Source organism: Sphingobacterium sp. UBA2610 (assembly GCF_002339225.1).
GTDB lineage: Bacteria > Bacteroidota > Bacteroidia > Sphingobacteriales > Sphingobacteriaceae > Sphingobacterium > Sphingobacterium multivorum.
Window position 1 is genome coordinate 1 of record NZ_DDKA01000016.1, and the last position, 24,365, is coordinate 24,365.

The following is a 24,365-nucleotide window of genomic DNA, read 5'->3' on the forward strand; positions in this document are numbered from 1 at the left end:
TTTGAGACAGCTTCTTTTTTATAAGTTATAAATGCCTCCTAATAGACTTTAACCATGTAGATATAGTCTTGCATTTTCTTGATTTGTTCTGTTCTTGGTAAACCTGCCAAGCTATTCTTTTTGTTGATCTTAAGACCGGTAACCAGTGAATCACTTGGTATGTCCGCTAAGGCGTTCAAGATTGATTTCGTTTTGATTGCAAAGGCGGCACCATCTATGCCACGTTGTTTTCCGGAAATAATACCAATCACATTACCTCTGCTATCCAATACCGGACCGCCACTGTTACCTGGATTGACAGGTACGGAGATCTGATAAGCGATGGTATCACCGGCATAACCTGTTGATGAACTTAGGTATCCCTGACCATATACTGCTTCGTCCCGAGGAAACCCGATCGTATAAATATCTTCACCAAGATCTGAAGTCGACGTTTTGAACGTGTAAGGTAAGCTTTTAGCTTTCTTAAAGGTCTTATCTGCGATGTATAAGATCGCCAAGTCTTTGCTTGGATCGGTGTGTACGATTTGTGCTTTATACGATTCGCCTTTACTATTTTGTAAATAGATCGAATCAGCCCCGCTAATGACATGGTAATTGGTGACGACATAGCCATCTGTCGTCAACATAAATCCTGTTGCACCAAACTGGCTTTCGGTACCTTTTACAGATTTTTTGTCATTGATATCCCTGATAGCAGCGTTGTGTGCGTTGACGTTCTTTTTGACATTGTTCATGTCTCTACGTAATGCACTGTAATCGGAAGATGCTTTCTCGAGGTTGCTGTAATAACCGCTCAGCCATAATGTGCCAAATACTGCAAATACCGCTACCACTGCAGCCACTAAAGAACTTGCTTTGATGCGTTCCCAAAGTGAAATTACCGCTGATTGTTTTATAGGAACTACCTTTGCGGCTGTGTTTTGGGTTTTATGGTATTCTTTTGCTGATTGTGCTAAAGCATTTTTGAAATCCAGCCGTTGACTGGTTTCTTTCATATTGGCAACAAATTCGCGGTGTTGTTGTAATTGGGCAGCATAGGAGGGCTGATCAGCACAAAAAGATTCAAATGCAGCTTTTTCTTCGGCCGATAATTCGCCGCGAAGATACTGGTCTGCTAATTCGAAAAATTCTTTTTGATTCATTGTTCCCATGGTGTTACACTAATTTTAATCTGTTGAAAAAAATATTTTTTTCAGCCGTTGTAGGCATTTATACTTCTGAGTCTTGGCATTATCTGTATTGGTATAACCAAATTTATCACAGATGTCCTGCATCGAATGGTTTAAGATGTAGAAATCATGTAAGATTGTCTTACAAGGTTCTCCCATTTTCTCTAAGGCAAGTTCCATTTGGTCGAACTTCTTTTCAAGTTCTTGATGCTGTTGTAGATCTTCTTCCTCAAATAAGGAATCTTCATAACCGCTAATGTCACTGTTGCCAAAACCAGCACGATTGAGTTGCTTAAGCCAAAGCCTTCTGCAAATCGAGTAAAGATATGTTTTAAGTTTGCTGCTGAGCTCAAAGTTCCCTTTGGTAACTTTATCGTAGAGCACAATGACAGCTTCTTGAAAAATATCTTTCGCTTCATCCTCACTTCCATTGTTTTGCAAGATCATATGGCTTATAGACGGATAGTACCGCTTGTAGATAGCATCTATCGCCAAGCTGTTGCCGTCTTTGATGCCTTCAATGATTTGCTCATCATTTTCTAGCAGGACTGATTTACTGAATTTACTCACCTATTAATACCTTAATGCTTAAATTGTAACCCTTTGAAAAATAAAATTCTTCGAAATATTTTCAAACGTAAACTTTTATTTGTTTAAAGTGAAATCTATCCCCAAAAATAAGGCTTATTCCTTGAAACCGAAAGCATTTGTTTTTTATTGGAATCAGCTTCTTTTGGGAGGACATCGTTATTTTTCGCCGGGTCAATTTTTTACGTTTTTACATTGTTTTATGTACGATCCTCAAATGGAGAACCTATAGAACAATTTTAAAGTTCGATATGATCTTTTTTGTATCGAAAAAGTTTCGCAATCGAGTGCTTTAATAATCTGCTTGTTATTACTACAAAATGAAGTTACATTTGGTTTCCTGGACTAAATTGCTTAATTACATTATGTTAAGAAACTCTGTTATTTTTTCAACGATTCTAGCCTCATTGCTGTCGCTGGACACTACCGTCACGATAGGGCAAACGATTACGTCATCTATCGACGGTTTCCAGTATGGAGCCACAACGGCTCCAAAAGGGAATGAATGGGAATCGCCTCAATTATTATCACTTAATAAGGAGTTGCCGCATGCGTCGTTCTTCTCCTTTCAGAACGTAGAAAGTGCGCGAAAAGTACTTCCCGAGCATAGTAACTATTGGCTTTCGCTCAATGGATCCTGGAAGTTTAACTGGGTAAAGACCCCGGAAGAGCGACCAAAGGACTTTTATGACCCGAATTATAATGTGGGTGCCTGGGAATCTGTTCCAGTCCCTATGAGCTGGAATATTTATGGTATACAGAAGGATGGAAGCTTAAAATATGGCGTACCTATTTATACCAATCAACGTGTGATCTTTCATCATCAAGTAAAGGTCGATGATTGGCGCGGTGGAGTTATGCGGACGCCAGCCCAAGATTGGACAACTTATGTCTACCGTAATGAAGTAGGATCGTACCGACGTAACTTTACAGTACCTACTCATTGGGACGGTCGTGAGGTATTTATCAATTTTGATGGTGTAGACTCCTTTTTCTACCTGTGGATAAATGGCAAATATGTCGGATTTTCAAAAAATTCCAGAAACGTCGCATCTTTCAATATCTCGCCTTACTTAAAAAAGGGTGCTGAAAATGTGTTGGCTGTTGAAGTTTACCGGAGTTCGGACGCTTCCTTTTTGGAAGATCAGGATATGTTTAGATTGCCCGGGATATTTCGGGATGTTTCGCTTACTTCAACGCCAAAAGTTCAGATTCGCGATTTAGCGGCCATTCCAGACTTGGACAGCAATTACGAAAATGGTTCGTTGAAAATTACGAGTACTGTACGCAATCTGGGTAGTAAGAAAGCTGAAGGGTATAAAGTAGTTTATTCACTTTATAAAAATAAGCTATACAGTGACGAGAATACCCTTGTTGATCAGACAGAAGCTTCATCAGCTGTGCCAGCCCTGGATGGTCAAGTTTCTAATAGCGTCGCCGCAACGTTGAACGTCAAAAATCCGGATAAATGGTCTGCCGAATTACCTTATCGGTATACTTTGGTGGCTGAATTGAAGGATAAAAAGAACAAAACGGTTGAGACTATTTCTACCTATGTTGGATTTAGAAAGGTTGAGATTAAAGATACCAAGGCTGCGGATGATGAATTTGGCTTGTCCGGACGTTATTATTATGTCAATGGTAAGACGGTGAAACTGAAAGGCGTCAACCGTCATGAAACCAATCCTGAACATGGCAAAGTAGTGACCAGAGAACAGATGGAAGCTGAGGTGAAATTAATGAAACGGGCGAATATCAACCATGTCCGGAATTCGCATTATCCAGAACCTGCTTATTGGTATTATTTATGCGATAAATATGGAATTTATCTCGAGGATGAGGCCAATATCGAAAGCCATGAATATTATTATGGCAAAGAGTCTCTTTCTCATGTTCCTGAATGGAAAAATGCCCATGTAGCCCGTAATATCGAGATGGTGCATTCGACCATCAACCATCCGGCAGTGGTTATCTGGTCTTTAGGAAATGAAGCCGGTCCAGGTGATAATTTCGTGGCCGCCTATCAGGCTATCAAGAAAATCGATACGTCAAGACCTGTTCAATACGAGCGTAACAATACAATCGTTGATATGGGCTCCAATCAATACCCCTCAATAGACTGGGTAAGAGGAGCTGTAAAAGGCACTTACAAATTGAAATATCCATTTCATATCTCGGAGTATTCACATTCCATGGGTAATGCCGTTGGTAACCTAATTGATTATTGGGAAGCCATCGAATCGACCAACTTCTTTATGGGCGGTGCCATTTGGGATTGGATTGATCAGGCTATGTATTATTACGATAAGAAGACCGGCGAACGCTTTCTCGCTTATGGCGGCGACTTTGGAGACAAACCCAATGATGGAACCTTTGTCAATAATGGGTTGATCTTTGCCGATATGAAACCTAAACCACAGTATTTTGAGGTCAAGAAAGTGTACCAAAATGCGGGCGTAAAGGCTGTTGATATTCAACAGGGGAAAATTGAGCTTTTCAATAAAAATTATTTTAAAGATCTATCCGATTATCAGGTTCAATGGTCGCTATATAAGGATGGGGTAGAAGTAAAAAATAGTGCAGGTACAATCAGTGCCGCTGATTTGCCGACAGCGCGCCAACGCAAGCAGCTTATATTGCCGATAAATTATGCGCAGTTAGATGCGGGATCGGAGTATTTTGTAAAAGTACAGTTTATTCTCAATACAGATCGACCTTGGGCGGCCAAAGGTTTTGTTCAAATGGAGGAACAACTGTTTGTCAAAGCGGCTGAAAATAAACCGTTGATTTCCGCTGTTGCACAAGGAGGGGCTCCGTCGCTTTCCAAAGAAGGTGATTTGCAGGTGGTGAAAGGAGATCAGTTTATCGCGAAGTTTGACAATAAAACAGGCTCGATATATAATCTAACATATGCCGGTAAACAAGTTATCCGCGATGGCGAAGGCCCAAAATTGGATGCACTACGTGCTCCGGTTGACAATGACAACTGGGCTTACCAACAATGGTTTGAAAAAGGATTACATAACCTTAAACATAAGGTTTTGTCTTCAAACAGTTATACCAAGAAAGATGGAACAGTTGTATTGGCGTTTACGGTTGAATCGCAAGCTCCATATGGCGCGTCTTTGTTGGGGGGAACTTCGGGAACCTACACGCTTAAAGAGCATACGGATAAGCCTTTTGGCAAAGATGATTTTAAATTTACAAGCAATCAGATCTGGACAATTTATAAGGATGGCTCTATTGAATTGTCGTCGAGTATTACATCCAATAATGCAAGTGTTGTATTAGCTCGATTGGGATATGCTTTGCAATTACCGACCGAGTATGGCAATTATAGTTATTATGGACGTGGACCGATCAATAATTATGCTGATCGGAAGACAGCACAATTTATTGAATTGCACAAAAGCACTGTAAAAGATCAGTTTGTGCCATGGCCTAATCCGCAAAATATGAGTAACAATGAGGATGTGCGTTGGACAGCATTGACAAATAATGCTGGACAGGGAGTTGTTTTTATTGCGAAAGAGCATTTATCAACATCCGCTTTGGACTATAGTGAGCTTGAGTTGACCTTTGCACCGCACCCTTATCAATTACCAAAAAGTTCGGGCGTACACGTGCATCTTGATGCAGCTGTAACAGGACTTGGTGGTAATAGCTGTGGACAAGGGCCACCGTTAGAAAAGGACCGTGTGAAAGCAGTACCAACGGCTATCGGTTTCATTATCCGTCCGATTCAGAACAATGATATGATAGCAAAGGCTCAGGTAGCGACTGCCGGTGACGCGCCCATTTCGTTGGCAAGAAGTTCAAATGGAGAAGTTTCTATTCAATCGGGAAATAAAAATGAGACCGTATTATACAGTTTGAACAATGCAAAGGCAAGTGTTTATAAAGCGCCTTTTGACTTACGCGCCGGTGGTACAGTAACGGCTTGGTATCAACAAAATGAAAAATTGAAGGTAACACAACAATACACTAAAATCGAAACCATTCCAATGGAGGTTGTTTTTGCTTCAAGTCAGGAGACTGGTGAAGGGGATGCCAAGAACCTATTGGATGGAGATCCTTCCTCGATTTGGCATACGATGTATTCGGTTACCGTAGCACAGTATCCACATTGGGTTGATTTTGATGCTGGAAGTAGCAAAACAATTAAGGGCTTCACTTTTCTACCAAGACAGGATGGACCGAATGGTGATATCAAGGATTATAAGATCCAGGTGAGTAAAGATGGGAAGAACTGGGAAGATGTGATGTCCGGATCTTTTGAACGGAATAAAAAATTAAAAACTGTTCGATTCGAAAAGCCTGTGAAAGGACGTTATATCCGCTTTACAGGACTTAACTCCCAACGTGGTGATGATTATGCTTCCGGAGCTGAATTTGCTGTTATCGCTGAATAATTTGCTTTAAATCGCATATTGAGCCAGCACCTGTCAAACAGGTGCTGGCTTTTTTGTTGGCGACCTAGGATAAGATTAAATAGTGCGATCGTTTCGTTTCACGTAAGGTAAGGTAAGGTAAGGTAAGGTAAGGTAAGGTAAGGTAAGGTAAGGTAAGGTAAGGTAAGGTAAGGTAAGGTCTCGGGCGATAATTTTGCAAACTTATTACATATAATGTTCGCGCACTTCTGTATTTTTAGGCCAGTTTAAACCGAGGCAAACCGGACAGTATGGAAATAAATAAACTTGATAATGCGCCTTTTACGGCATACCAAAAACTGGTGGTCTTTTTATTGGCCATGACACAATTTACGGTCGTGCTTGATTTTATGGTGATGTCACCGATGGGGGATATCCTGATGAAAGCCATCGATCTCAAACCAGCTCAATTTGGCATTGCGGTTTCGGCCTATGCTTTTAGCGCGGGTGCTTCGGGGCTGCTTACCGCGGGTTTTGCCGATCGTTTTGATCGAAAGAAGCTGCTGCTTTTTTTCTATTCTGGCTTTATTATCGGAACTTTCTGCTGTAGTTTTGCCAACGATTATTGGACTTTGGTCGCTGCTCGAATTATCACGGGCCTCTTTGGAGGGGTCATTGGTTCGATCTCCATGGCTATTATCACCGATATCTTTACGCTTCAGCAACGTGGACGTGTGATGGGCTTTGTACAGATGGGCTTTGGCGCCAGCCAGGTCCTAGGCATTCCGATAGGTCTGTATATCGCAAACAATTGGGGCTGGCATAGTGCCTTTTTATGGATTGCCGTGATGGCTTTAATTATTGTCATTATCATTGCAATTAAACTCATTCCGATTACAGCACATATCGGTCTTCAGAAACATCAATCTGCGTTAAAGCACCTTTGGCTGACTTTTTCACAGCGAGAATATCGTATCGGCTTTGCTGCAACAGCCTTGCTATCCATTGGAGGTTATATGATGATGCCTTTTGGAAGTGCTTTTGCAGTCAATAACCTCAAAGTTAGCCACGAGCAGCTGCCGATGTTGTTTATGATTTCGGGTATCGCTTCATTGATTATTATGCCTATCGTCGGAAAATTGAGCGACCGTTACGATAAGTTTAAGATTTTCGCGTTCGCTTCCCTTTGGCTCATGGTTGTCGTATTTATCTACACGAACCTAGGCGTTACTCCATTTTATATTGTTGTTATCTTAAACATTTTAATGATGGCGGGCATTTTAAGTCGGATGACGCCTTCTTCCGCTTTGATCACGGCTGTTCCGGAGATGAAAGATCGGGGTGCATTTATGAGTATCAGTTCATCGTTGCAGCAGCTGGCAGGAGGTGTGGCAGCTTCGCTAGCAGGTGTAATCATTGTTCAAGAAACAAAAGAAAGCCCCTTGGAACATTATCCTACATTGGGGATGAGTGTGATTCTGCTCTCTATCATCGGTATTTTTATGATCTACCGGGTGAGCAGTATGATTAAAAAGCGAAAAGCCAATTCTTAAAACAAAATTGTTCTTATCGTTATTAGTTCTTAAAATATAAATTGCTAAAGAGAGATGGAATTATGGAAAAAATAGTTAGATATCCACATCCAAATGGAGAGATAACCGTTCTTTGGATACCTGAACGCTGTGCACATGCTGCGGTTTGCGTGAAGAGTCTCCCAAATGTGTATCATCCGAAAGATAGGCCTTGGATCACAGCCCAAAATGCCAGTACAGCGGAATTGATTGAACAGATCAAGCATTGCCCTTCTGGAGCACTTCAGTACGAATTGAAAAAATAATAGTTGTTGTATTGTTAAGGCAAAAAAAAAGCATCATTTAATTATAAATGATGCTTTTCTTGTTGGCGGTCTGGACGGGACTCGAACCCGCGACCCCATGCGTGACAGGCATGTATTCTAACCAGCTGAACTACCAGACCAACAATGTGTTTTTAAAATTTTAGCGGTCTGGACGGGACTCGAACCCGCGACCCCATGCGTGACAGGCATGTATTCTAACCAGCTGAACTACCAGACCTAAAATCTTAAGGATTGTTTTTAATAATTTTTGGCGGTCTGGACGGGACTCGAACCCGCGACCCCATGCGTGACAGGCATGTATTCTAACCAGCTGAACTACCAGACCTAAAAATCTTAAAAATTTATTTTGTTAAAGAACATATGAGATTTCTCTCTCTTTTGAAGCGGTCTGGACGGGACTCGAACCCGCGACCCCATGCGTGACAGGCATGTATTCTAACCAGCTGAACTACCAGACCTCAACCCTTCTCCTCAGAAGGTGTGCAAATATAGCGTTTGTTTACGTATCTGCAAAGATTTTTTGAAAAAAAACTAATCTACTTGACCGTCTTTCATCTTCTCTGCATTCTCCGCAAACTGCAATGCATCGATAATACCTTGAATATCACCGTCCATAATTGCCGGTAAGTTGTACATCGTCATTCCAATACGGTGCTCCGTTACGCGACCTTGTGGGTAGTTATAGGTACGAATTTTTGCCGAACGGTCTCCAGTAGATACCAAAGTTTTTCTTTTTGCAGCGATGTCGCCGTTCTTTTTGTTCAACTCGAGCTCGTAAAGTTTGTTCCGCAACATCTCCATCGCTAACTCACGGTTGGCTAATTGGGAACGTTCTACCTGACAAACCACAACGATACCACTTGGTTTATGCGTCAACTGCACTTTTGTTTCAACCTTGTTGACGTTCTGTCCACCAGCACCACCTGAACGGGAAGTCTGTAATTCAATATCACCCGGATTGATCTCAACATCGACATCTTCAGCTTCAGGAAGAACTGCAACAGATGCTGCAGAAGTATGTACACGACCCTGTGTCTCCGTATCCGGAACGCGTTGTACACGATGTACACCTGATTCGTATTTCAATTGTCCGTAAACGTCTTCACCGATGACTTTTAAGATCACCTCCTTATAACCGCCAGAAGTTCCTTCGGTAACGTCCATTACTTCGTTGCGCCAGCCTTTGGTTTCGAAATAACGTGTGTACATGCGGTAAAGGTCGCCAGCGAATAAGGCTGCTTCATCACCACCTGATCCACCACGAATTTCGATAATGGCATTTTTCGCATCTTCAGGATCCTTAGGAATCAACATTAAGCGAATTTCTTCTTCTTTTTCTTCTTTTGCTACGTATAAAAGATCCAATTCTTCTTTAGCCATCTCACGAAGTTCTTGATCCTTCTCGTTCATGATGATGTCCTTATTGGTATCAATATTACTCACCATATTTTTGTAAATATGGTACTGATCCACGATTTTGCCCAAATCTTTGTACTCTTTATTCAATTTGGCAAAACGTTTCATATCTTGCATGGTATCAGGGTTGCTCAATTCAGCTTCCACTTCTTCCCATCTTTCTTTTATCGCTTGTAATTTATCTAACATATATCAAAAATGCTTCTTCTAGGAATGTATGACCTAGATTACTATTGAGTGTACAAAAGTAAGGAAATTTTGTTGCTTTTAAACAACCTAGCCTGCTATTAATGAGAGGAAACTGCTTTTAGTCCCACGATGGAAGCAATCAGCGTGAAAATAAAGAATATGCGCCAAAAATCTGCGGGCTCCTTAAAGAAGATGATCCCCATTAAAACGGTACCTACTGCACCTATTCCGGTCCAAACAGCATAAGCTGTGCCTAAGGGAAGTGTCTGTGTAGCTTTGATCAATAAGCCCATACTTGCAAATAAGAATACGACAAAGGCACCGTACCAGAGCCATTGCGCATTTCCGGTCGCATCTTTGGCTTTACCTAAGCAGGTCGTAAAGCCGATTTCACATAATCCACCCAATATTAAAAATACCCAGTTCATATCTTTTTTGATTTTTTGTTTCGATACAAAGATCCGGCTTTAGGGCGATAATAATTTTTACAAATGTTAAAAATTTGTGTGAATATTTGCGCGAATCCGGCTTAGGGTAACCTGACTGACACCGAGATAGGAGGCGATGTAACCAAGTTTGATCCGTTGAATATATTGAGGGTATTTTTGAAGTAACTCGGCATAGCGCTCTTGGGCAGTATTAAAGAGCTTGGACATGGTTCGTTGCTCGGCCTTGATAAATTCAAGTTCAGCCATCTTTCTTCCCCAGTTGGCAATGGCAATATCACTTTCGTAGAGATCAAAAAGTTGCTTTTGGTCTATCTGATAAACAACACTGTCCTCCAAAAGGTCTATATTTTCATAACCTGGGGTATCATGGACATAACTATTCATGGATATGAGCGTTCCACCGGGTGAAACGAAATCCAAGGTAATCTGACGGTTGGCCGTCTCGTAGTAAACGCGGGCTAATCCGGAAGCCAGAAAATAGAGATTTTTTTGAATTTTGTCCTGTTCGATCAGCAGGCTATTTCTTTTCGCTGTGATTTTCTTACTGACCTGCTCCAATTTTACAGCACTTTCAGGCGTTAGAAAGTGGTAACCGTTCAGGCAATCGGATAAAGAAATTAGGATTTGCTCGCCCATTTTTCCAAACGTAAAGTTTCACCATCCCATACTGCATAGGTATGGTAATTGATCCATTCCCCTAAATTTAGAATACGGCTATTGGAGTTGAGTTCAACATCATAGGGAAGATGTCTATGGCCAAAGATATAATAGTCGTGATGTTGGGTTGCCTCCAGCTCCTTTGCATAGCCAATCAGCCATTCTTTGTCTTCACCCAAAAACTTTTCGTCCTCATTATTCGAAAGCCTACTATGTTTGGACCAGCGTGTCGCGATTCCGATTCCAAAATTTGGGTGCAACCGCGCAAATAACCATTGGCAGAGACGGCTCCGAAATACTTTCTTGAGTACCTTGTATTTGTAATCACCCGAACCTAATCCATCGCCGTGGTGAATATAAAAGTGTTTTCCGTTGAGTTTTAATTCCAGCTCATTGTCGATGATCTGAACATTTAATTCCTTTTTGAGGTAGTCAAACATCCACATATCGTGGTTTCCTTTAAATAAAGTAATGGGAATGCCGAGATCCGAAATTTCGGCTAATTTACCCAAAAAGCGGATATAGCCTTTCGGGACAACCGTGGCATATTCAAACCAGAAATCAAAAATATCACCAACAAGATAGAGCTGCGCAGCATCTGTTTTGATCTGGTCCAGCCACTGTATAATTTGCAGCTCCCTTTCCCGTGAACGTTCCAAGGGGTAAGATCCAAGATGAAAGTCGGAGGCAAAATAAATTTTTGTTCTTGTTGACATGTGGCCAAAACTAAAAAAAATGGCGGCGAATACAAAATTCGCCGCCACAATATAATTTGCTATGATTTCGATAATTCGGTGATGAGCGCCTTTAGATATTCCGTGGCATCGGGATCAATGCGCTTCAAAGACTGCTGAAGTTGATCGGGATAAGCACTTTTTATCGCCATAATTGAACTTGCGATAACCATATAAGATTTGTCATTTACAGCGTTCAGAATTAGACTTTTGTATTTTTTATCTTTTGTCTGTGCGAGCTTTTGAATCGCAGAGGCGCGGATGACAGAGGCTTCGGATTTCTCCGCAAGTGTCAAGATTGTTTTTTCTGTTGATTTGCGAACCGTGGGATTGCTTAAATCGAGCCCTTGAATTGCTGTTGCAGCAAGATCCGCATCGGTATCCGCCAATGCTTTTGTTAAGATTTGCTGGCTGATGGTATTTGTCGGATTTTTTGAGGCGTATGCAATCGCACCGACGCGGTTAGCAAATGAAGGTGCATGCTCATATTGATACAGATAGTCGGCATCTGACTTATCGATTTGAATTTGACCAACGAGTGTTTTTTCGGGATCGATATCAATAAATTCAACAGCAGCAGGTAAAGGAATCATAAATTGGGCATTCCGTTTGTTGAGTTGAAAGGTCTGTCTGATCTTCCCATTTTTCGTATAGATATCGACGGCCAAGGGAAGCTGGAATGTCTGCACGGTTGAATCTTGAATTTGGGCTACATTCAGGATGATACTGTTCTCTCCGTTTCTTGTCGTGATTCTTAAAATTGGATGCCCACCTTGGTAATACCATTGATTGAAGTACGGAGCCCAGTCTTTTCCGGTCACCTCTTCCATCGCTAGACGGAGCTGTTGCGGTTCGCCGGTTTTAAAGGAATTGTCTGTCAAGTATTTTTTCAGCGATTGATAGAATGCTTCATCACCCATTTGTTCTTTTAAGGCATAGAGAATCAAAGAACCTTTTGCATAGCTGATATTATCAAACATATCTTCTTTATCATGATAATAATAACGGGCTAAAGTCGGACTTTTTCCATTTTTTGTCGATTTGAGATAAGACTGGAGTTTTTCAAATCTAGATTTATCGCCACGATCTTTACCACCATCGTGCTCACGCCAGATAACCTCGCCGAAAGTAGCGAAAGATTCATTCATGGTCAAATTGGACCAAGATTCTGCTGTTACCAAATCGCCAAACCACTGGTGAAACAGTTCATGGGCAATCGTTCCCTCCTGATTATCGTCCAACAATTCGCGTTTTGTCTTTTGTACATGTTCGCCATGTAGGGTTGCACTTGTATTTTCCATGGCGCCTGAGACATAATCGCGACAGACAATCTGTGCATACTTATTCCAAGGGTAAGGAACGCCTAGAGTCTTGCTGTAAAAATCCATCATGGCCGGTGTCTTTCCGAAGATATCTTTGGCATAGGGTGCATATTTCGGTTCAAGGTAGTAGTCAACGGGGATATTGTTGTACTTGTCCTGATAGATTTTAAAATCACCAACGGCCATCATAAATAGATATGGGGCATGTGGTAAATCCATTTTCCAGGTATCTGTACGTGTACCATCACTATTTTTCTGTTGATTGCTCAATGCACCGTTCGATAAACTGACGTAATTGTCAAGAACGGTCATGGAGATTTCAGCCGTCGTCTTTTGGTTGGGGCGATCAATTGTCGGAAACCAGGCTGATGATGCTTCAGTCTCGCCCTGTGTCCATATTTGACGAGGTTTGTTGGGTGTGCGTTCATCTGGATTGATAAAATAAAGCCCCTTAGCATCGTTGATTGCTGCACTGCCCTGCGCCTTCAATAAATTGGGCTTTGCGGTATAATCGATGTATACTGTATATTGCTCCTTTGCAAGGTAATTCCGGTCGAGCTTAATCAGTAGAGAGTGATCATCATAGGTATATTTCAAGGGAATCATTTGTGTGCCATTGACCAAAGATACCTGTTTAATATCCATGCCTTTTGCGTCAAGGCGGAGGGAGTCTGTTGGGTAGAAATAGGGTTGTAAAGTGACCCATTCTTTGCCATTCAGAAATTGGTTTGTATAGTCAAAACGTACATCGAGTTTGGTGTGGACAAGATCGTTGATCTTGGTAGGGGTGGCTCGATATTGCTGATCTATAGGTAATTGTTGTGCTTCGCTTATTCCGATTTGAAGAATGGAAATCGACAAAGAAAGGTATATGACTTTTTTAAACATGGTTATAGTATTTTCAAGATTTAAATAAATCTAAAGAAATTTCGGTTGTGATAAAAATATACGCTGCAGAAATGTGTCTAATGCTACTATGAGCGGCCCATGTTTTGTTTATTTATTCGCTTTGATTTAGGTAGTTTGGATGCTAACGTAAAGGACAAGCGGGAAGTGATGAATCTAGGCTTTTTAGTTATTATTCGAGGAAGAGAAAAAACTGCCTGAGGTAGGTAAGAGGTCGATAAATTTGTTTATATTCAACTCAAATTGAATTTTCAAATGCTAAGTGAATAAAACTTAGATTGGTTGAAACAAGTATAAGGTTTTATGATAAATAAGAATTTTGGTCTTATCCTAATGATGATAGGTATGGCAGGTACAGCGATGACTGGCTATGGACAACAGTTGACATATCCGACGACAAATAAAGGAACCGTCGTGGATGAATTTTGGGGTGAAAAGATAGCCGATCCTTACCGCTGGTTGGAAGATGATCGTTCAGCTGAAACAAAAAGCTGGGTACAGGCAGAGAATAAAGTGACTTTTGACTACTTGAATGCTATTCCATTCCGTACAAAATTAAAAGATCAATTAACCGAAATATGGAATTATGAAAAAATAGGAACCCCGTTTAAGGAAGGCGAGTACACTTATTTTTTTAAGAATAATGGCTTGCAGCAACATGCTGTCCTCTACCGTAAACTAGGGGAGGGAGGAGCAGAAGAAGTTTTCTTGGACCCAAATACGTTCTCGAAAGATGGGTCGACTTCATTGGCCGATGTTTCGTTTTCAAAGGATGGGAGCTTAGTCGCCTATTCTATTTCTGAAGGGGGATCGGACTGGCGGAAAGTCATTGTACTGAATGCCAAAGATAAGGCGCCTGTGGGAGAAACATTAGTAGATGTCAAATTCTCTGGTATTGCTTGGAAAGGAAACGATGGTTTTTATTACTCGAGTTACGATAAGCCAAAGGGATCTGAACTTTCTGAAAAAACAGACCAACATAAATTATACTACCATAAACTTAAAACAGCTCAGTCTACAGATAAATTGGTTTTTGGCGGTGCTGCAACACCGAGACGTTATGTCGGTGCTTCATTAACAGACGATCAACGTTACCTGATTATTTCAGCTGCAAATACGACAACAGGAAATGAACTTTATTATCAGGATCTCCAGCAACCGAATAGCAAGATTGTCTGCCTACAAGATCATTTTGATGCCAATACAGTTGTCGTTGACAATATTGGGGATAGTTTCTTATTGGAGACAAACTACAAGGCTGCCAACAACCGTTTGGTAAGAGTTGATTTGAAGAATCCTGCAAAGGAGAACTGGAAAGATGTTATTCCAGAGACTGAAAATGTGCTTTCGATCAGCACCGGAGGTGGTTATCTTTTTGCAAATTATTTGAAAGATGCGGTTTCAGTGGTGATTCAATATGATTATACCGGTAAAAAGATTCGGCAAATAGAATTGCCAGGTGTAGGCACAGCGAGTGGTTTTTCGGGCAAGAAAAAGGAAAAAGAAATCTATTTTGGTTTTTCAAATTACATTACGCCTTCTTCAAGTTATAAGTTTGACGTGAATTCTGGTCAGTCTGCACTTTATATCAAACCTAAGGTGAAGTTTGATTCCGATCAGTATGAATCGAAACAGGTTTTCTACACATCCAAAGATGGTACTAAGGTTCCGATGATTATTACGTACAAAAAGGGGATTGTCTTGAATGGGAAAAACCCGACGATTGTGTATGGTTATGGCGGCTTTAATATCAGCTTGACACCTGCCTTTAGTACTTCCGTTGCGGTGTGGTTGGCAAATGGCGGTGTTTATGCTGTTCCGAATTTACGTGGGGGCGGCGAATATGGTCAGAAATGGCATGATGGCGGCAGACAGTTCAATAAGTTGAATGTGTTTAATGATTTTATTGCCGCCGCACATTATCTTCAGGAGAATTGTTATACATCACCCGAGTACACCGCTTTATCGGGGGGATCCAATGGTGGTTTGCTCGTGGGCGCAACAATGACAATAGATCCCAAAGTAGCCAAGGTCGCACTTCCTGAGGTTGGTGTTTTGGACATGTTGCGTTATCATACCTTCACAGCCGGTGCAGGTTGGTCCTATGATTATGGTACAGTCAATGATAGCAAAGAAATGTTTGACTATCTGAAAGCATATTCTCCGGTGCACAATGTGAAAACTGGAGTTTGTTACCCAGCGACGATGGTCTTTACGGGAGATCATGATGATCGGGTGGTACCGGCGCACTCCTATAAGTTTGCTTCCGAACTACAGGCAAAACAAGCTTGTGATAATCCTGTATTGATTCGTATTGAGACAAAAGCTGGTCACGGTGCGGGAAGGTCAACAGAAGTCCTGATCAATAGTACAGTTGATAAATATGCTTTTGCCCTTTGGAATATGGGTATTAAAGAATTAAAATAAGCGGACAGCAGTCAAAGACTCAACATATTGTCTGTCTTGTTCTCCATAAAAAAGCCGCGATCAATAATTTGATTGCGGCTTTTTTTATTCATTGACTATTCGAATATCTTCTTATTTCCAGGTCTTTTCACCCTTTTTCATTTTTTGTAATGTTGCTACATATTCTTCTTTTTGAGTAGCATCGGTAATGAGTGAGATCGCTTTTTCTTGCGTTTTAATTGCTTTTTCTTTTTCTCCAAGGCGATATAATATGTTTGCAAAAGTGTCTAAATACATGGGTGCATCTTTTTCTTTTTCGTTGGATAATTTGCTCCATTCAGCTGCTGCTTTTAGGCACGCTGGGTCATTGCAGTTTTCAAAAATGGACCACGCCATGTTGTTTAGTTCTGCAGCGGTAATGGTTGAGCCATATTTTGCAATGTATTTATTGAAGCTATCTCTTAAACCAGGGTAATTTTTGGTATAACCATAATAACGTGGTTGCATTTCGAGACTTGCTTTCTCTGTATTCACAGTCGGATATTTTTGCGCCAATTCTTTTTCTATGCTCGTAAAATCAACTGTTTCCTTTGCACGAATTTTGGTGTTTACTGCATTACTAACCAACAGTTGGGAGAGGAAGTCATTTGCTTTCACTTTTTCACTAACGGCATCAAATTTAGCAGGATTGTCTTTGATTAAATTAAAAGCCTTAGAATCGACAACATTCGCCGCTGAAAGTAATAAACTAACATTCTCCTTTGTAAAGATTTGATCCGTAGACAAGGACGCTAATACGACTCCTTCCGCTTTTGCTTGTGTCTCTTGATCATAAGCTTCTTTGGCAGCTATAGCCATACTTTTGGCGATGGTTACATTTGTTGGGTCGGCATTGAATTTTGCCAATAGTGTTTCATATTGTGTATTCGGATCAAGTGATTTTTGTGCTTTCGCTATAAAATCGTCCGCTTCACCACCACCTACGATACGATGCACAAGGGTACCTTTTGAGTCAAAGATCAGAAAAGTTGGGTAGGCTCTAACTTTATATTCTTTGGCAAAACGGTCGGCCTCTTCGTACCATGATTTTACATCTTCATTGTCATTCTTAGTTTTATCCATCTGAATTTTTGCATTGACAAATTTAGCATTGAAAAAATCGCCTACTTTGGCTTGTGGGAAGATGGTACTCGACATATATTTACAGGGGCCACACCAGGTTGTAAAACAGTCTACAAAAATGAATTTGTTTTCTTTAGCCGCTTTTTCTTTAATCTGACTCCAATTGAGCCCATGCTCAAATTTGACCCCTTCGCTCTGCGCAAATAGGAGGGTTGGAATTAGAAATAGCATTAAAATCAATTTTTTCATAATGTTGGTATTTTAGATTTTTAATTTAATCGTTCGTATTGGTCGGGATAGGTTTAGTTTTCCCAAGTTTTTATTCCTTTCATCATTTTGTCCAGTGTTTCTTGATAGATAGGACGATCGTCCTCACTGGCCATTTCGATCGCTTTATTTTGCCACTTTATGGCTTTTTCTTTTTCTCCTTTCTTATAGAGCAGATTTGCATAGGTATCCAAAAATGCACTGCTTGGATCCTCAAGGATGGATTTCTTGCTCCAGCTTAACGCGGATTCAATACATGCAGTATCACTGCTATTATTAAAAATAGTCCAGGCAAAGGTATTTAATTGGTGTGGGGTAAAATCTTCTGACGAAAGGTAATCATTGATGGTATTCTTCATGGCGACGTAATTCTTCACCTGAAGGTAATAGTGTGCTTTTATTTTCTTGAACATCGGGATGAAATCGATGTCTGGATATTTTGCAGCGAGTTCATTCTGATAACTATCCCAGTTGGGTTCATGTTTGGCATCAATCTTAATCTGAAATAATTCGTTGACGACAACATTAGCCAGGGTGCGGTTGGCAATACCTGGAGACTCTAATAGAATATCGATTTTCTCTTTATTGTTGCGAATAAGATTAAAAGCTTTTGAATTGGTGAATTTGGCAGCTGCCAATAAAATATGGACATTTTCTTTTTTGAATAACTCATCCGTACCCAATGAATTCGCTAAGGTATTTTCTGCCTTTCGTGCAGTATTTTCATCGTAAGCGATATTTGCTGCTTTCAGCATCTGCTTGGCCGTATAAATATCTTGGGGTCTTTTCTCGAATTTTTTTAACAGCGTGTAATACTGTGTTTCGGGATTTAGTCCATCCATCACATGTCCGACAAATTCGGGAGCATCACTTGCACCGACAATCCGGTGTACCGCCTGCCCATCGGGATTAAAGATAAGAAATGTGGGAAAGGATTGAATATTGTATTCATTGGAAATAGCACGCGCATCGGCATACCATTTTTTGACATTGGCATTGTCGGACTCTGTCGAATCCATTTGCACTTTTACACTAATGAAGTTCTGATTGATTGGCTGCCCCACCTGCTCTAGGGGAAAGATCTCATTGCTCATATATTGGCATGGGCCACACCAGGTTGCAAATAGCTCTACGAAGATAAACTTGTTCTCAGCTTGTGCCCGTTCCTTTATCTGCTTCCAACTCAACCCTTCTACAAATTTCACTCCCTTAGTCTGGGCTTGAGCCCAATTCCCGAATAAAATTGTAAGGCATAACGCGATTATACTTCTCATACTCACTCAACAAAAGATTCATAATTATGTTTAAGTTATTAAATTAATCTGAAAACAAAAACACCTCTGATGTATTAATTTCAGAGGTGTTTTCGTGGACTGATAAATCGCTTATTTGATATTTATCTTCGATTTTAAATCTTTTGTTAGACCGTCTTTATGTAACATCAAAGAAGTTGTTTTATATCGTACAAATTCTTTTGATGCATATAAATAACCATGGTAGTCATTTGTTGTACCCCAAGAGTTTTTAACGATGTAATACTCTTTTCCGCTTTGATCTTTTACAAGACCTACGATATGCATACCGTGGTCATCTGTAGTCTGCCAGTTGTCGAAAGCTTTTTGTCTTTCTTCCGGTGTTACTTTTAACTCTGGTTTAGGACCAACAAACATTGTGGACTTTTCTTGATCTGTCATTTCCTCGAAAGGTTTTTCTGGTACATAAGCTACACCGTTTTTCCAAGAGAAACCTTTTTCTGATACGTCAGTAGCCCAAGCTACCGTATAACCTTTTTGTAAAGCGTTGTCAATAATGTCCGTTAAATCGTTCATCTTAACATTATAGAAACGGTCGAATGACCAGTTGTCTGGAATCAACAATACGAATTGGCTGTAGTATGGATGGTCAGTTACCGAAGCAATACCCACGTAATCATCCGGATTGATACCGATTACCTGATCTGCAAAGGTGCGCGGTGTATAGGATTTACCGTTATAGTCAAATTTCTCAGGTACTTCCCCAAGATAAGAATCCATCGCAGCGGTATAGGCTTTTTCCCAATTTGGCGTTAATGTTTTACCTTTTACTACTGCTCCTAACATCGCATCCAACATATTGGTCATTTCACCAAAGTTGTTACGTGTAGTACCGTAGTGAAGACCTGTGTAAGCCGATTGCGGCATTGTACCATATTTACGGAAAGAGTTCAACACATCATGGAATTGACCACCTTCACCCAATGACAATCCGCCATGAAGGCGTACATACGTGCGTGCTTTATCTAAATACGTGTTGCGCGCGGTATAGATTTGTGAGATCTCCACTGGTTTTTTACCCATACGAATCATTTCTGACTCCAGGAAAGAGTTACCTGAATAAGACCAACACGTACCAGATGAACCTTGGTTTTTGATGGATGTGTTACCAAGATTGATAACTTCAGTAAATGTAAATCCAGATTTGCTATTGTCATTTTGATTTGCTTTTAGCGCATTGATCAAATTGTCTTGTGCTTGTACTTGGAATGAAGCTGCGAAAAGTGAAGCAGCTAGTACAATCGTTTTATTCCAATTCATTGTTAGTATTTTGTTAATTTAGTGTGGTGCTAAATTAAATAAATAAAATTTAGTAAGGTAAATTCCTCTGTAAAATAATTGTTCTTAAAAATCTGCTGTTTTCTGCAATCTTTTGCTGGAGAATAGGATATGCATAAAGCATAATATCACATAAAAATGGTCAGAAATTTCTTTCTGACCATGGTGTTCTGTATCGTTTGTAATTTCGCGCGGATTACCGGAGTTTCTCGCCGAATAATGACCGTCGGTACGCTTTCAATAGTCGTTTAATCAGTCGGTTCAGCTTTTTTCGGAAAAAGCAGCGAAGCAATGATACTCAATGCAAGTATGCCGACAATAACGATCAACGAATGTGTTGTTGTAAAACCTACTTCGGCCAACCAATGATGCAGCAGCATCTTTAAACCAATGAAGACCAGCAAAAATGCTAAACCTACTTTGAGGTATTGGAATTTGTGGATGATATTGACCAAAAGGAAGAACATCGACCGCAATCCAAGTATTGCAAAAATATTGGAGAAAAATACAACATAGGGATCTTTGGTAACCGAGAAAATTGCAGGGATAGAATCCACAGCAAAAATCAAATCCGTAAATTCTATGACCAGTAGTACAAGAAATAGCGGTGTCATATATTTCACGCCGTTCTCTACATGGAAGAAGTGTCCACCATCTAATTTGGGGGTTACCTTAAAGTATCGGGAAGCAAATTTAACGACCGGGTGATTCTGTGGATCCACTTCTTCGTCCTGGTTACGGTTGATAAACATTTTGACCCCTGTAAAGACCAAGAAAGCACCAAAAACATAGAGGATCCAGCCGAATTTAGCAATAAGGGTTGCGCCAAGGAAAATAAACAAGAAACGCATAATGATTGCGCCCAAAATTCCCCACACCAAAACTTTATGGTAATAGCGCTCTGGAATGCCAAAAGAAGTAAATAATAATACCATCACAAAGATATTATCTACGGATAGGGCATATTCCACAACGTAACCGGTGATATATTCCAGACCAAGGTTTTTGTTGTAGAGCTCGAGACTCGCCGCTAAATCACCGGGAATGATTTTAATATCGTGGTGGTGTTTGGTAATGATTTCTTGAAGGTGGTCCAAGTCATGGATATTGTGCAATTCAAATCCATAGTGACGGAGAAGCCAATAGAAACCCAAGGAGAATAAGACCCAGATGGCGCTCATGATGCTAGCCATCTTTAGGCTAACAGGTTTGTCGCCTTTGGAGAATAAGCCTAGATCTATTGCTAGCATAAGTGCAATAAAGATGAGGAATCCGCCAAAAAACATTAATTCGTGACTCATTTTATTTTTTTCTTTCTGTTGTATATTTTACCAGCTGCTCCAACCCCGATTTGTATTCACTGTCGGGAAAGTCTTCCAAGATCCGGAAAGCATCTTGTTGGTATTCCAGCATCTTATTTGTAGCGTATTCGAGCCCACCACTCTGGCGGACAAAGTCGATGACTTCAGCCACTTTGTGTGTGTCTTCATTATGGTTTTTAATCAAATTAATGATCCTTCGCTTTTCACTTGAAGTCACTTGATTCAAGGCATAGATTAACGGTAAGGTCATTTTCTTCTCTTTGATGTCATTGCCGAGTGGTTTGCCAACGTCATCTAAACCAAAGTCGAATAAATCGTCCTTGATTTGAAATGCAATTCCGATCTTTTCACCAAATTGATGGAGCTTGTCGATTGTCTCCTGATCTGCATTCGAAGAAGCCGATCCACAGGCACAGCAAGAGGCAATCAGCGAAGCTGTTTTCTTTCGAATGACCTCAAAATAAATAGACTCTTCGATATCCAGTTTACGGGCCTTTTCGATTTGAAGCAATTCACCTTCGCTCATCTGATCAACAGCTTCCGATACAATTTTTAGTAAGTGATAATCCTGATGTTTTACAGAAAGGAGCAGGCCCCTTGACAGCAGAAAATCACCCACCAAAACAGCAATTTTATTTTTCCACAAAGCATTGATGGAAAAAAAACCTCTGCGTTCGTAGGAGTTGTCTACCACATCATCATGTACGAGTGATGCGGTATGCAGCAATTCTACGAGAGCAGCTCCTCTGTAGGTGGATTCATTGATTCCGTTGCATATCCCAGCAGAAAAGAACACAAACATGGGCCGCATTTGTTTGCCTTTACGTTTGATCAGGTATTGTGTAATGCGATCCAACAAGGGGACGGAGCTTTTCATTGAAGCTTTGAATTTTTTTTCAAAAGCCTCAAGTTCATGGGCAATAGGACGTTGGATCTCTCTTAATTTTGACATGAATTGGGGTGAAATACCAAAATAGTTAAAGCTTAAAGATAGTGATTTTGTTACAACTCTTCGACTGCTTTCTCAAGATTTTTGTACCATTCCTCACCATAGGTTCGGATGAGAGGATCCTTTAAAAATTTAAATACAGGGACCTGTAATTCTTTACCAAATGAGCATGCATCTTTACAGATATGCCAACGGTCATAGTGAAGTACGTCGAATTCGGGGTAATGTGTTGTCCTGATAGGATAGAGGTGACACGAAACGGGTTTTCGCCAATGCACCTCGCCAAGTTCGTAAGCTTTTTCGATAGCGCATTTTGTAATGCCATTTTCCCAGGTCACATAGGCACATTCTTTATTCCCATCAACACAAGTGGTCGTTAGATCGCCATCAATATCGACAACATACTTCCCTTGCTCTTCAATCGCTTCAATACCTTTCTCGGTCATATAGGGCTTTACTTTGGGATAAATCTCCTCCAATATAGCCTTTTCACTCTCCAATAAAGGTGCGCCTGAATCGCCTTCAATACAACAAATTCCTTTACATTTTGATAAATTACACACAAAGTCATTGTTGATTAGATCTTCGTGCACCAATACATTTCCTACTTCAATCATTCTAATTATTTTGAGTAGCTTGCTTTCTGTCCCAATTTGTATTTCAATCCACTGGCTTCGAGTAATTCCAGTGTTACCGAACCGATTAGAATATCTACATTGGCTTTGACCGGAATACGGTTGCCATCATTGGTTACCCACAGATAAAGCTTGCTATTTTTTTTAAAGATACGTCCTGGTTTAATCTCAGGACTGAATTTGAGACATTCTAAAGTGCCTAATTCCGTTTTTATTTTTTCTATTCCAATATATTGTATGCCTAAGGTGGCAATCTCATCATTCAAAAAATAAGTCAGCTTAAAAGATTCTCCTGGTTTAACAGTCGACAGATCTAGATTTCGGGCGAAATAATAGGAAGAAAGCAAGTCGAAAGTCTGATCTACCTTCGAATTGAAAGTCCCCTTGTTGCCTACAACACTATTTGTCTCCTGGTTGAAGCGCACCTTATCGTTCCGTCTATATCCTCCTTCACGAATGTTTTCCGTATAGTAATACGGTAAAAATGTCTTGCTGTTGATATACGAGTTGTATTCATTTCTCACCGTATATATGGCAAAGGCGCCAGCTGTTTTGCCGGCAGCGTATAGATGAAATGAAGGGTTTCCGGCTCCATCCTTGGTATCCTCAACGGTTAATGTCCCTGTTGCGGCTGAAATAAAGCCATAACGGAGTTTATATTTTAATTTCTCGCCACCTTTAAATGCCGATTCTTTTAAATGCGGTAAATCTTGAGCGAAAGCAGTACTTACGATAACGGATAAGTAAAGGAGCAAAGTCGATATAAGTTTCATGTACGTAAGTTTACGAAATTTGTTTGAAAAAGAAATGTTAATTTCATTCAAATAAATTTAACTTTTGGAGTTAATGAGACCTTCATGGACGATGACATATACTTATGTTGAGCTGAGTTATTTAGGCTGTGTCCGCTTAAATACGGGGACCGTAGAACAGGGTTCACCATACATAATACTCTTTGCTACCTTACTCAATTTTACCGTAAACTGCACAAATGTAGACTCTGGGATAAACGTATCGCCACAACCTTTCACAACCACCCGTTGATCTCGAAATTGTTCCATGTCAATCTGTTCAATTGCCGCAGCATACTGTATACGCAACAACTCCTCTGAATCCCCAAAAATAACTGTCTTCGCATAGGGTTCCAATTTGTTGGCTAATAACATATAAGCCCAGGTCGGAACAATAGCATCGGCAGTACACGTAATTGCGACATGTTTACCTTCGTATTGCGACCAGTCGTGTGTCTTAATGAATTCTCGGAAATCCTTTTCTTTAAGAATCAAGCCATGGAAGAGATTATCCTTAATATCATAGACTACATTGTCTGCTTTAGGATGGTAGTTGGCCAGGTCAACTGTGACTAACCCACTTTGCGCAACTTTGTTGACAATATCTGTTTGAATATCCAT

At 40.4% G+C, this 24,365-nt stretch carries 19 protein-coding genes and 4 tRNA genes; 4 read left to right on the top strand and 19 right to left on the bottom strand.

What is annotated here, in order from left to right; all coding sequences use genetic code 11:
- Positions 1 to 38: 38 nt before the first annotated feature.
- Both B4Z47_RS10640 and B4Z47_RS10645 read right to left on the bottom strand, forming a co-directional pair.
- Positions 39 to 1,145, bottom strand: a complete 1,107-nt coding sequence (locus B4Z47_RS10640) for a S1 family peptidase (RefSeq protein WP_286727315.1) — start codon at positions 1,143 to 1,145, stop codon at positions 39 to 41.
- Between the two features lie 24 nt (positions 1,146 to 1,169).
- The gene (locus tag B4Z47_RS10645) at positions 1,170 to 1,742 is read right to left on the bottom strand and encodes an RNA polymerase sigma factor (protein ID WP_046672312.1); all 573 of its coding nucleotides are present in this window, start codon (positions 1,740 to 1,742) and stop codon (positions 1,170 to 1,172) included.
- 383 nt (positions 1,743 to 2,125) lie between these two features.
- Here B4Z47_RS10645 and B4Z47_RS10650 point away from each other — a divergent pair, with 383 nt between their 5' ends.
- The 3 genes from B4Z47_RS10650 to B4Z47_RS10660 all read left to right on the top strand — a co-directional run bounded on the left by B4Z47_RS10650 (position 2,126) and on the right by B4Z47_RS10660 (position 7,967).
- Positions 2,126 to 6,172, top strand: a complete 4,047-nt coding sequence (locus B4Z47_RS10650) for a glycoside hydrolase family 2 TIM barrel-domain containing protein (RefSeq protein ID WP_070563599.1) — start codon at positions 2,126 to 2,128, stop codon at positions 6,170 to 6,172.
- Between the two features lie 269 nt (positions 6,173 to 6,441).
- On the top strand, positions 6,442 to 7,683 hold the full coding sequence (locus B4Z47_RS10655; protein WP_070563286.1) for an MFS transporter: 1,242 nt from the start codon (positions 6,442 to 6,444) through the stop codon (positions 7,681 to 7,683).
- Between the two features lie 62 nt (positions 7,684 to 7,745).
- Entirely contained in the window at positions 7,746 to 7,967 is a 222-nt protein-coding gene (locus B4Z47_RS10660; RefSeq protein WP_046672314.1) for a (4Fe-4S)-binding protein, read from the top strand.
- A gap of 63 nt (positions 7,968 to 8,030) precedes the next feature.
- Here the strand turns inward: B4Z47_RS10660 and B4Z47_RS10665 are convergent.
- The 9 genes from B4Z47_RS10665 to B4Z47_RS10705 all read right to left on the bottom strand — a co-directional run bounded on the left by B4Z47_RS10665 (position 8,031) and on the right by B4Z47_RS10705 (position 13,643).
- A tRNA-Asp gene (locus tag B4Z47_RS10665) sits at positions 8,031 to 8,107 on the bottom strand.
- Between the two features lie 24 nt (positions 8,108 to 8,131).
- A tRNA-Asp gene (locus B4Z47_RS10670) sits at positions 8,132 to 8,205 on the bottom strand.
- Between the two features lie 31 nt (positions 8,206 to 8,236).
- Positions 8,237 to 8,313 (bottom strand) — tRNA-Asp (locus tag B4Z47_RS10675).
- 59 nt (positions 8,314 to 8,372) lie between these two features.
- Positions 8,373 to 8,446, bottom strand: a tRNA-Asp gene (locus B4Z47_RS10680).
- Between the two features lie 73 nt (positions 8,447 to 8,519).
- Positions 8,520 to 9,593: a peptide chain release factor 1 gene (gene prfA, locus B4Z47_RS10685; RefSeq protein WP_070563288.1), complete on the bottom strand. Its 1,074-nt coding sequence runs from the start codon at positions 9,591 to 9,593 to the stop codon at positions 8,520 to 8,522.
- Between the two features lie 98 nt (positions 9,594 to 9,691).
- Complete coding sequence (locus B4Z47_RS10690) at positions 9,692 to 10,021, bottom strand: DMT family transporter (RefSeq protein WP_070563291.1); 330 nt, start codon at positions 10,019 to 10,021, stop codon at positions 9,692 to 9,694.
- 66 nt (positions 10,022 to 10,087) lie between these two features.
- On the bottom strand, positions 10,088 to 10,678 hold the full coding sequence (locus B4Z47_RS10695) for a Crp/Fnr family transcriptional regulator (RefSeq protein WP_083295835.1): 591 nt from the start codon (positions 10,676 to 10,678) through the stop codon (positions 10,088 to 10,090).
- Positions 10,660 to 11,415, bottom strand: a complete 756-nt coding sequence (locus B4Z47_RS10700; protein WP_115047109.1) for a UDP-2,3-diacylglucosamine diphosphatase — start codon at positions 11,413 to 11,415, stop codon at positions 10,660 to 10,662. The genes B4Z47_RS10695 and B4Z47_RS10700 overlap by 19 nt, the downstream gene beginning before the upstream one ends.
- Before the next feature lie 59 nt (positions 11,416 to 11,474).
- Positions 11,475 to 13,643: a M1 family aminopeptidase gene (locus B4Z47_RS10705; RefSeq protein ID WP_115047111.1), complete on the bottom strand. Its 2,169-nt coding sequence runs from the start codon at positions 13,641 to 13,643 to the stop codon at positions 11,475 to 11,477.
- A gap of 321 nt (positions 13,644 to 13,964) precedes the next feature.
- On the opposite strand from B4Z47_RS10705, the gene B4Z47_RS10710 reads away from it, so the two are divergent.
- Positions 13,965 to 16,088, top strand: coding sequence for a prolyl oligopeptidase family serine peptidase (locus tag B4Z47_RS10710; RefSeq protein ID WP_115047114.1), 2,124 nt, complete (start codon positions 13,965 to 13,967; stop codon positions 16,086 to 16,088).
- 111 nt (positions 16,089 to 16,199) lie between these two features.
- On the opposite strand, the gene B4Z47_RS10715 is transcribed toward B4Z47_RS10710, so the two are convergent.
- The 8 genes from B4Z47_RS10715 to B4Z47_RS10750 form a co-directional block, all read right to left on the bottom strand.
- On the bottom strand, positions 16,200 to 17,438 hold the full coding sequence (locus B4Z47_RS10715) for a thioredoxin family protein (protein ID WP_286727316.1): 1,239 nt from the start codon (positions 17,436 to 17,438) through the stop codon (positions 16,200 to 16,202).
- Positions 17,439 to 17,491: 53 nt separating this feature from the next.
- On the bottom strand, positions 17,492 to 18,730 hold the full coding sequence (locus B4Z47_RS10720) for a thioredoxin family protein (protein ID WP_115047118.1): 1,239 nt from the start codon (positions 18,728 to 18,730) through the stop codon (positions 17,492 to 17,494).
- A 111-nt stretch (positions 18,731 to 18,841) separates the two neighbouring features.
- Positions 18,842 to 20,029 (bottom strand): aminopeptidase C, encoded by a 1,188-nt coding sequence (locus tag B4Z47_RS10725; protein ID WP_070563308.1) that lies wholly within the window; start codon positions 20,027 to 20,029, stop codon positions 18,842 to 18,844.
- Between the two features lie 266 nt (positions 20,030 to 20,295).
- Positions 20,296 to 21,348, bottom strand: coding sequence for a TerC family protein (locus B4Z47_RS10730; RefSeq protein WP_115047120.1), 1,053 nt, complete (start codon positions 21,346 to 21,348; stop codon positions 20,296 to 20,298).
- A gap of 1 nt (position 21,349) precedes the next feature.
- Complete coding sequence (locus B4Z47_RS10735) at positions 21,350 to 22,321, bottom strand: polyprenyl synthetase family protein (RefSeq protein ID WP_070563314.1); 972 nt, start codon at positions 22,319 to 22,321, stop codon at positions 21,350 to 21,352.
- A 50-nt stretch (positions 22,322 to 22,371) separates the two neighbouring features.
- Positions 22,372 to 22,935, bottom strand: coding sequence for a DUF3109 family protein (locus tag B4Z47_RS10740; RefSeq protein WP_070563316.1), 564 nt, complete (start codon positions 22,933 to 22,935; stop codon positions 22,372 to 22,374).
- A 5-nt stretch (positions 22,936 to 22,940) separates the two neighbouring features.
- Positions 22,941 to 23,726 carry a DUF3108 domain-containing protein gene (locus tag B4Z47_RS10745; RefSeq protein WP_070563318.1) on the bottom strand — a complete coding sequence of 262 codons (786 nt, stop codon included), beginning with the start codon at positions 23,724 to 23,726 and terminating at the stop codon, positions 22,941 to 22,943.
- Positions 23,727 to 23,843: 117 nt separating this feature from the next.
- Positions 23,844 to 24,365 carry a DUF2480 family protein gene (locus B4Z47_RS10750; protein WP_070563320.1) on the bottom strand — a complete coding sequence of 174 codons (522 nt, stop codon included), beginning with the start codon at positions 24,363 to 24,365 and terminating at the stop codon, positions 23,844 to 23,846.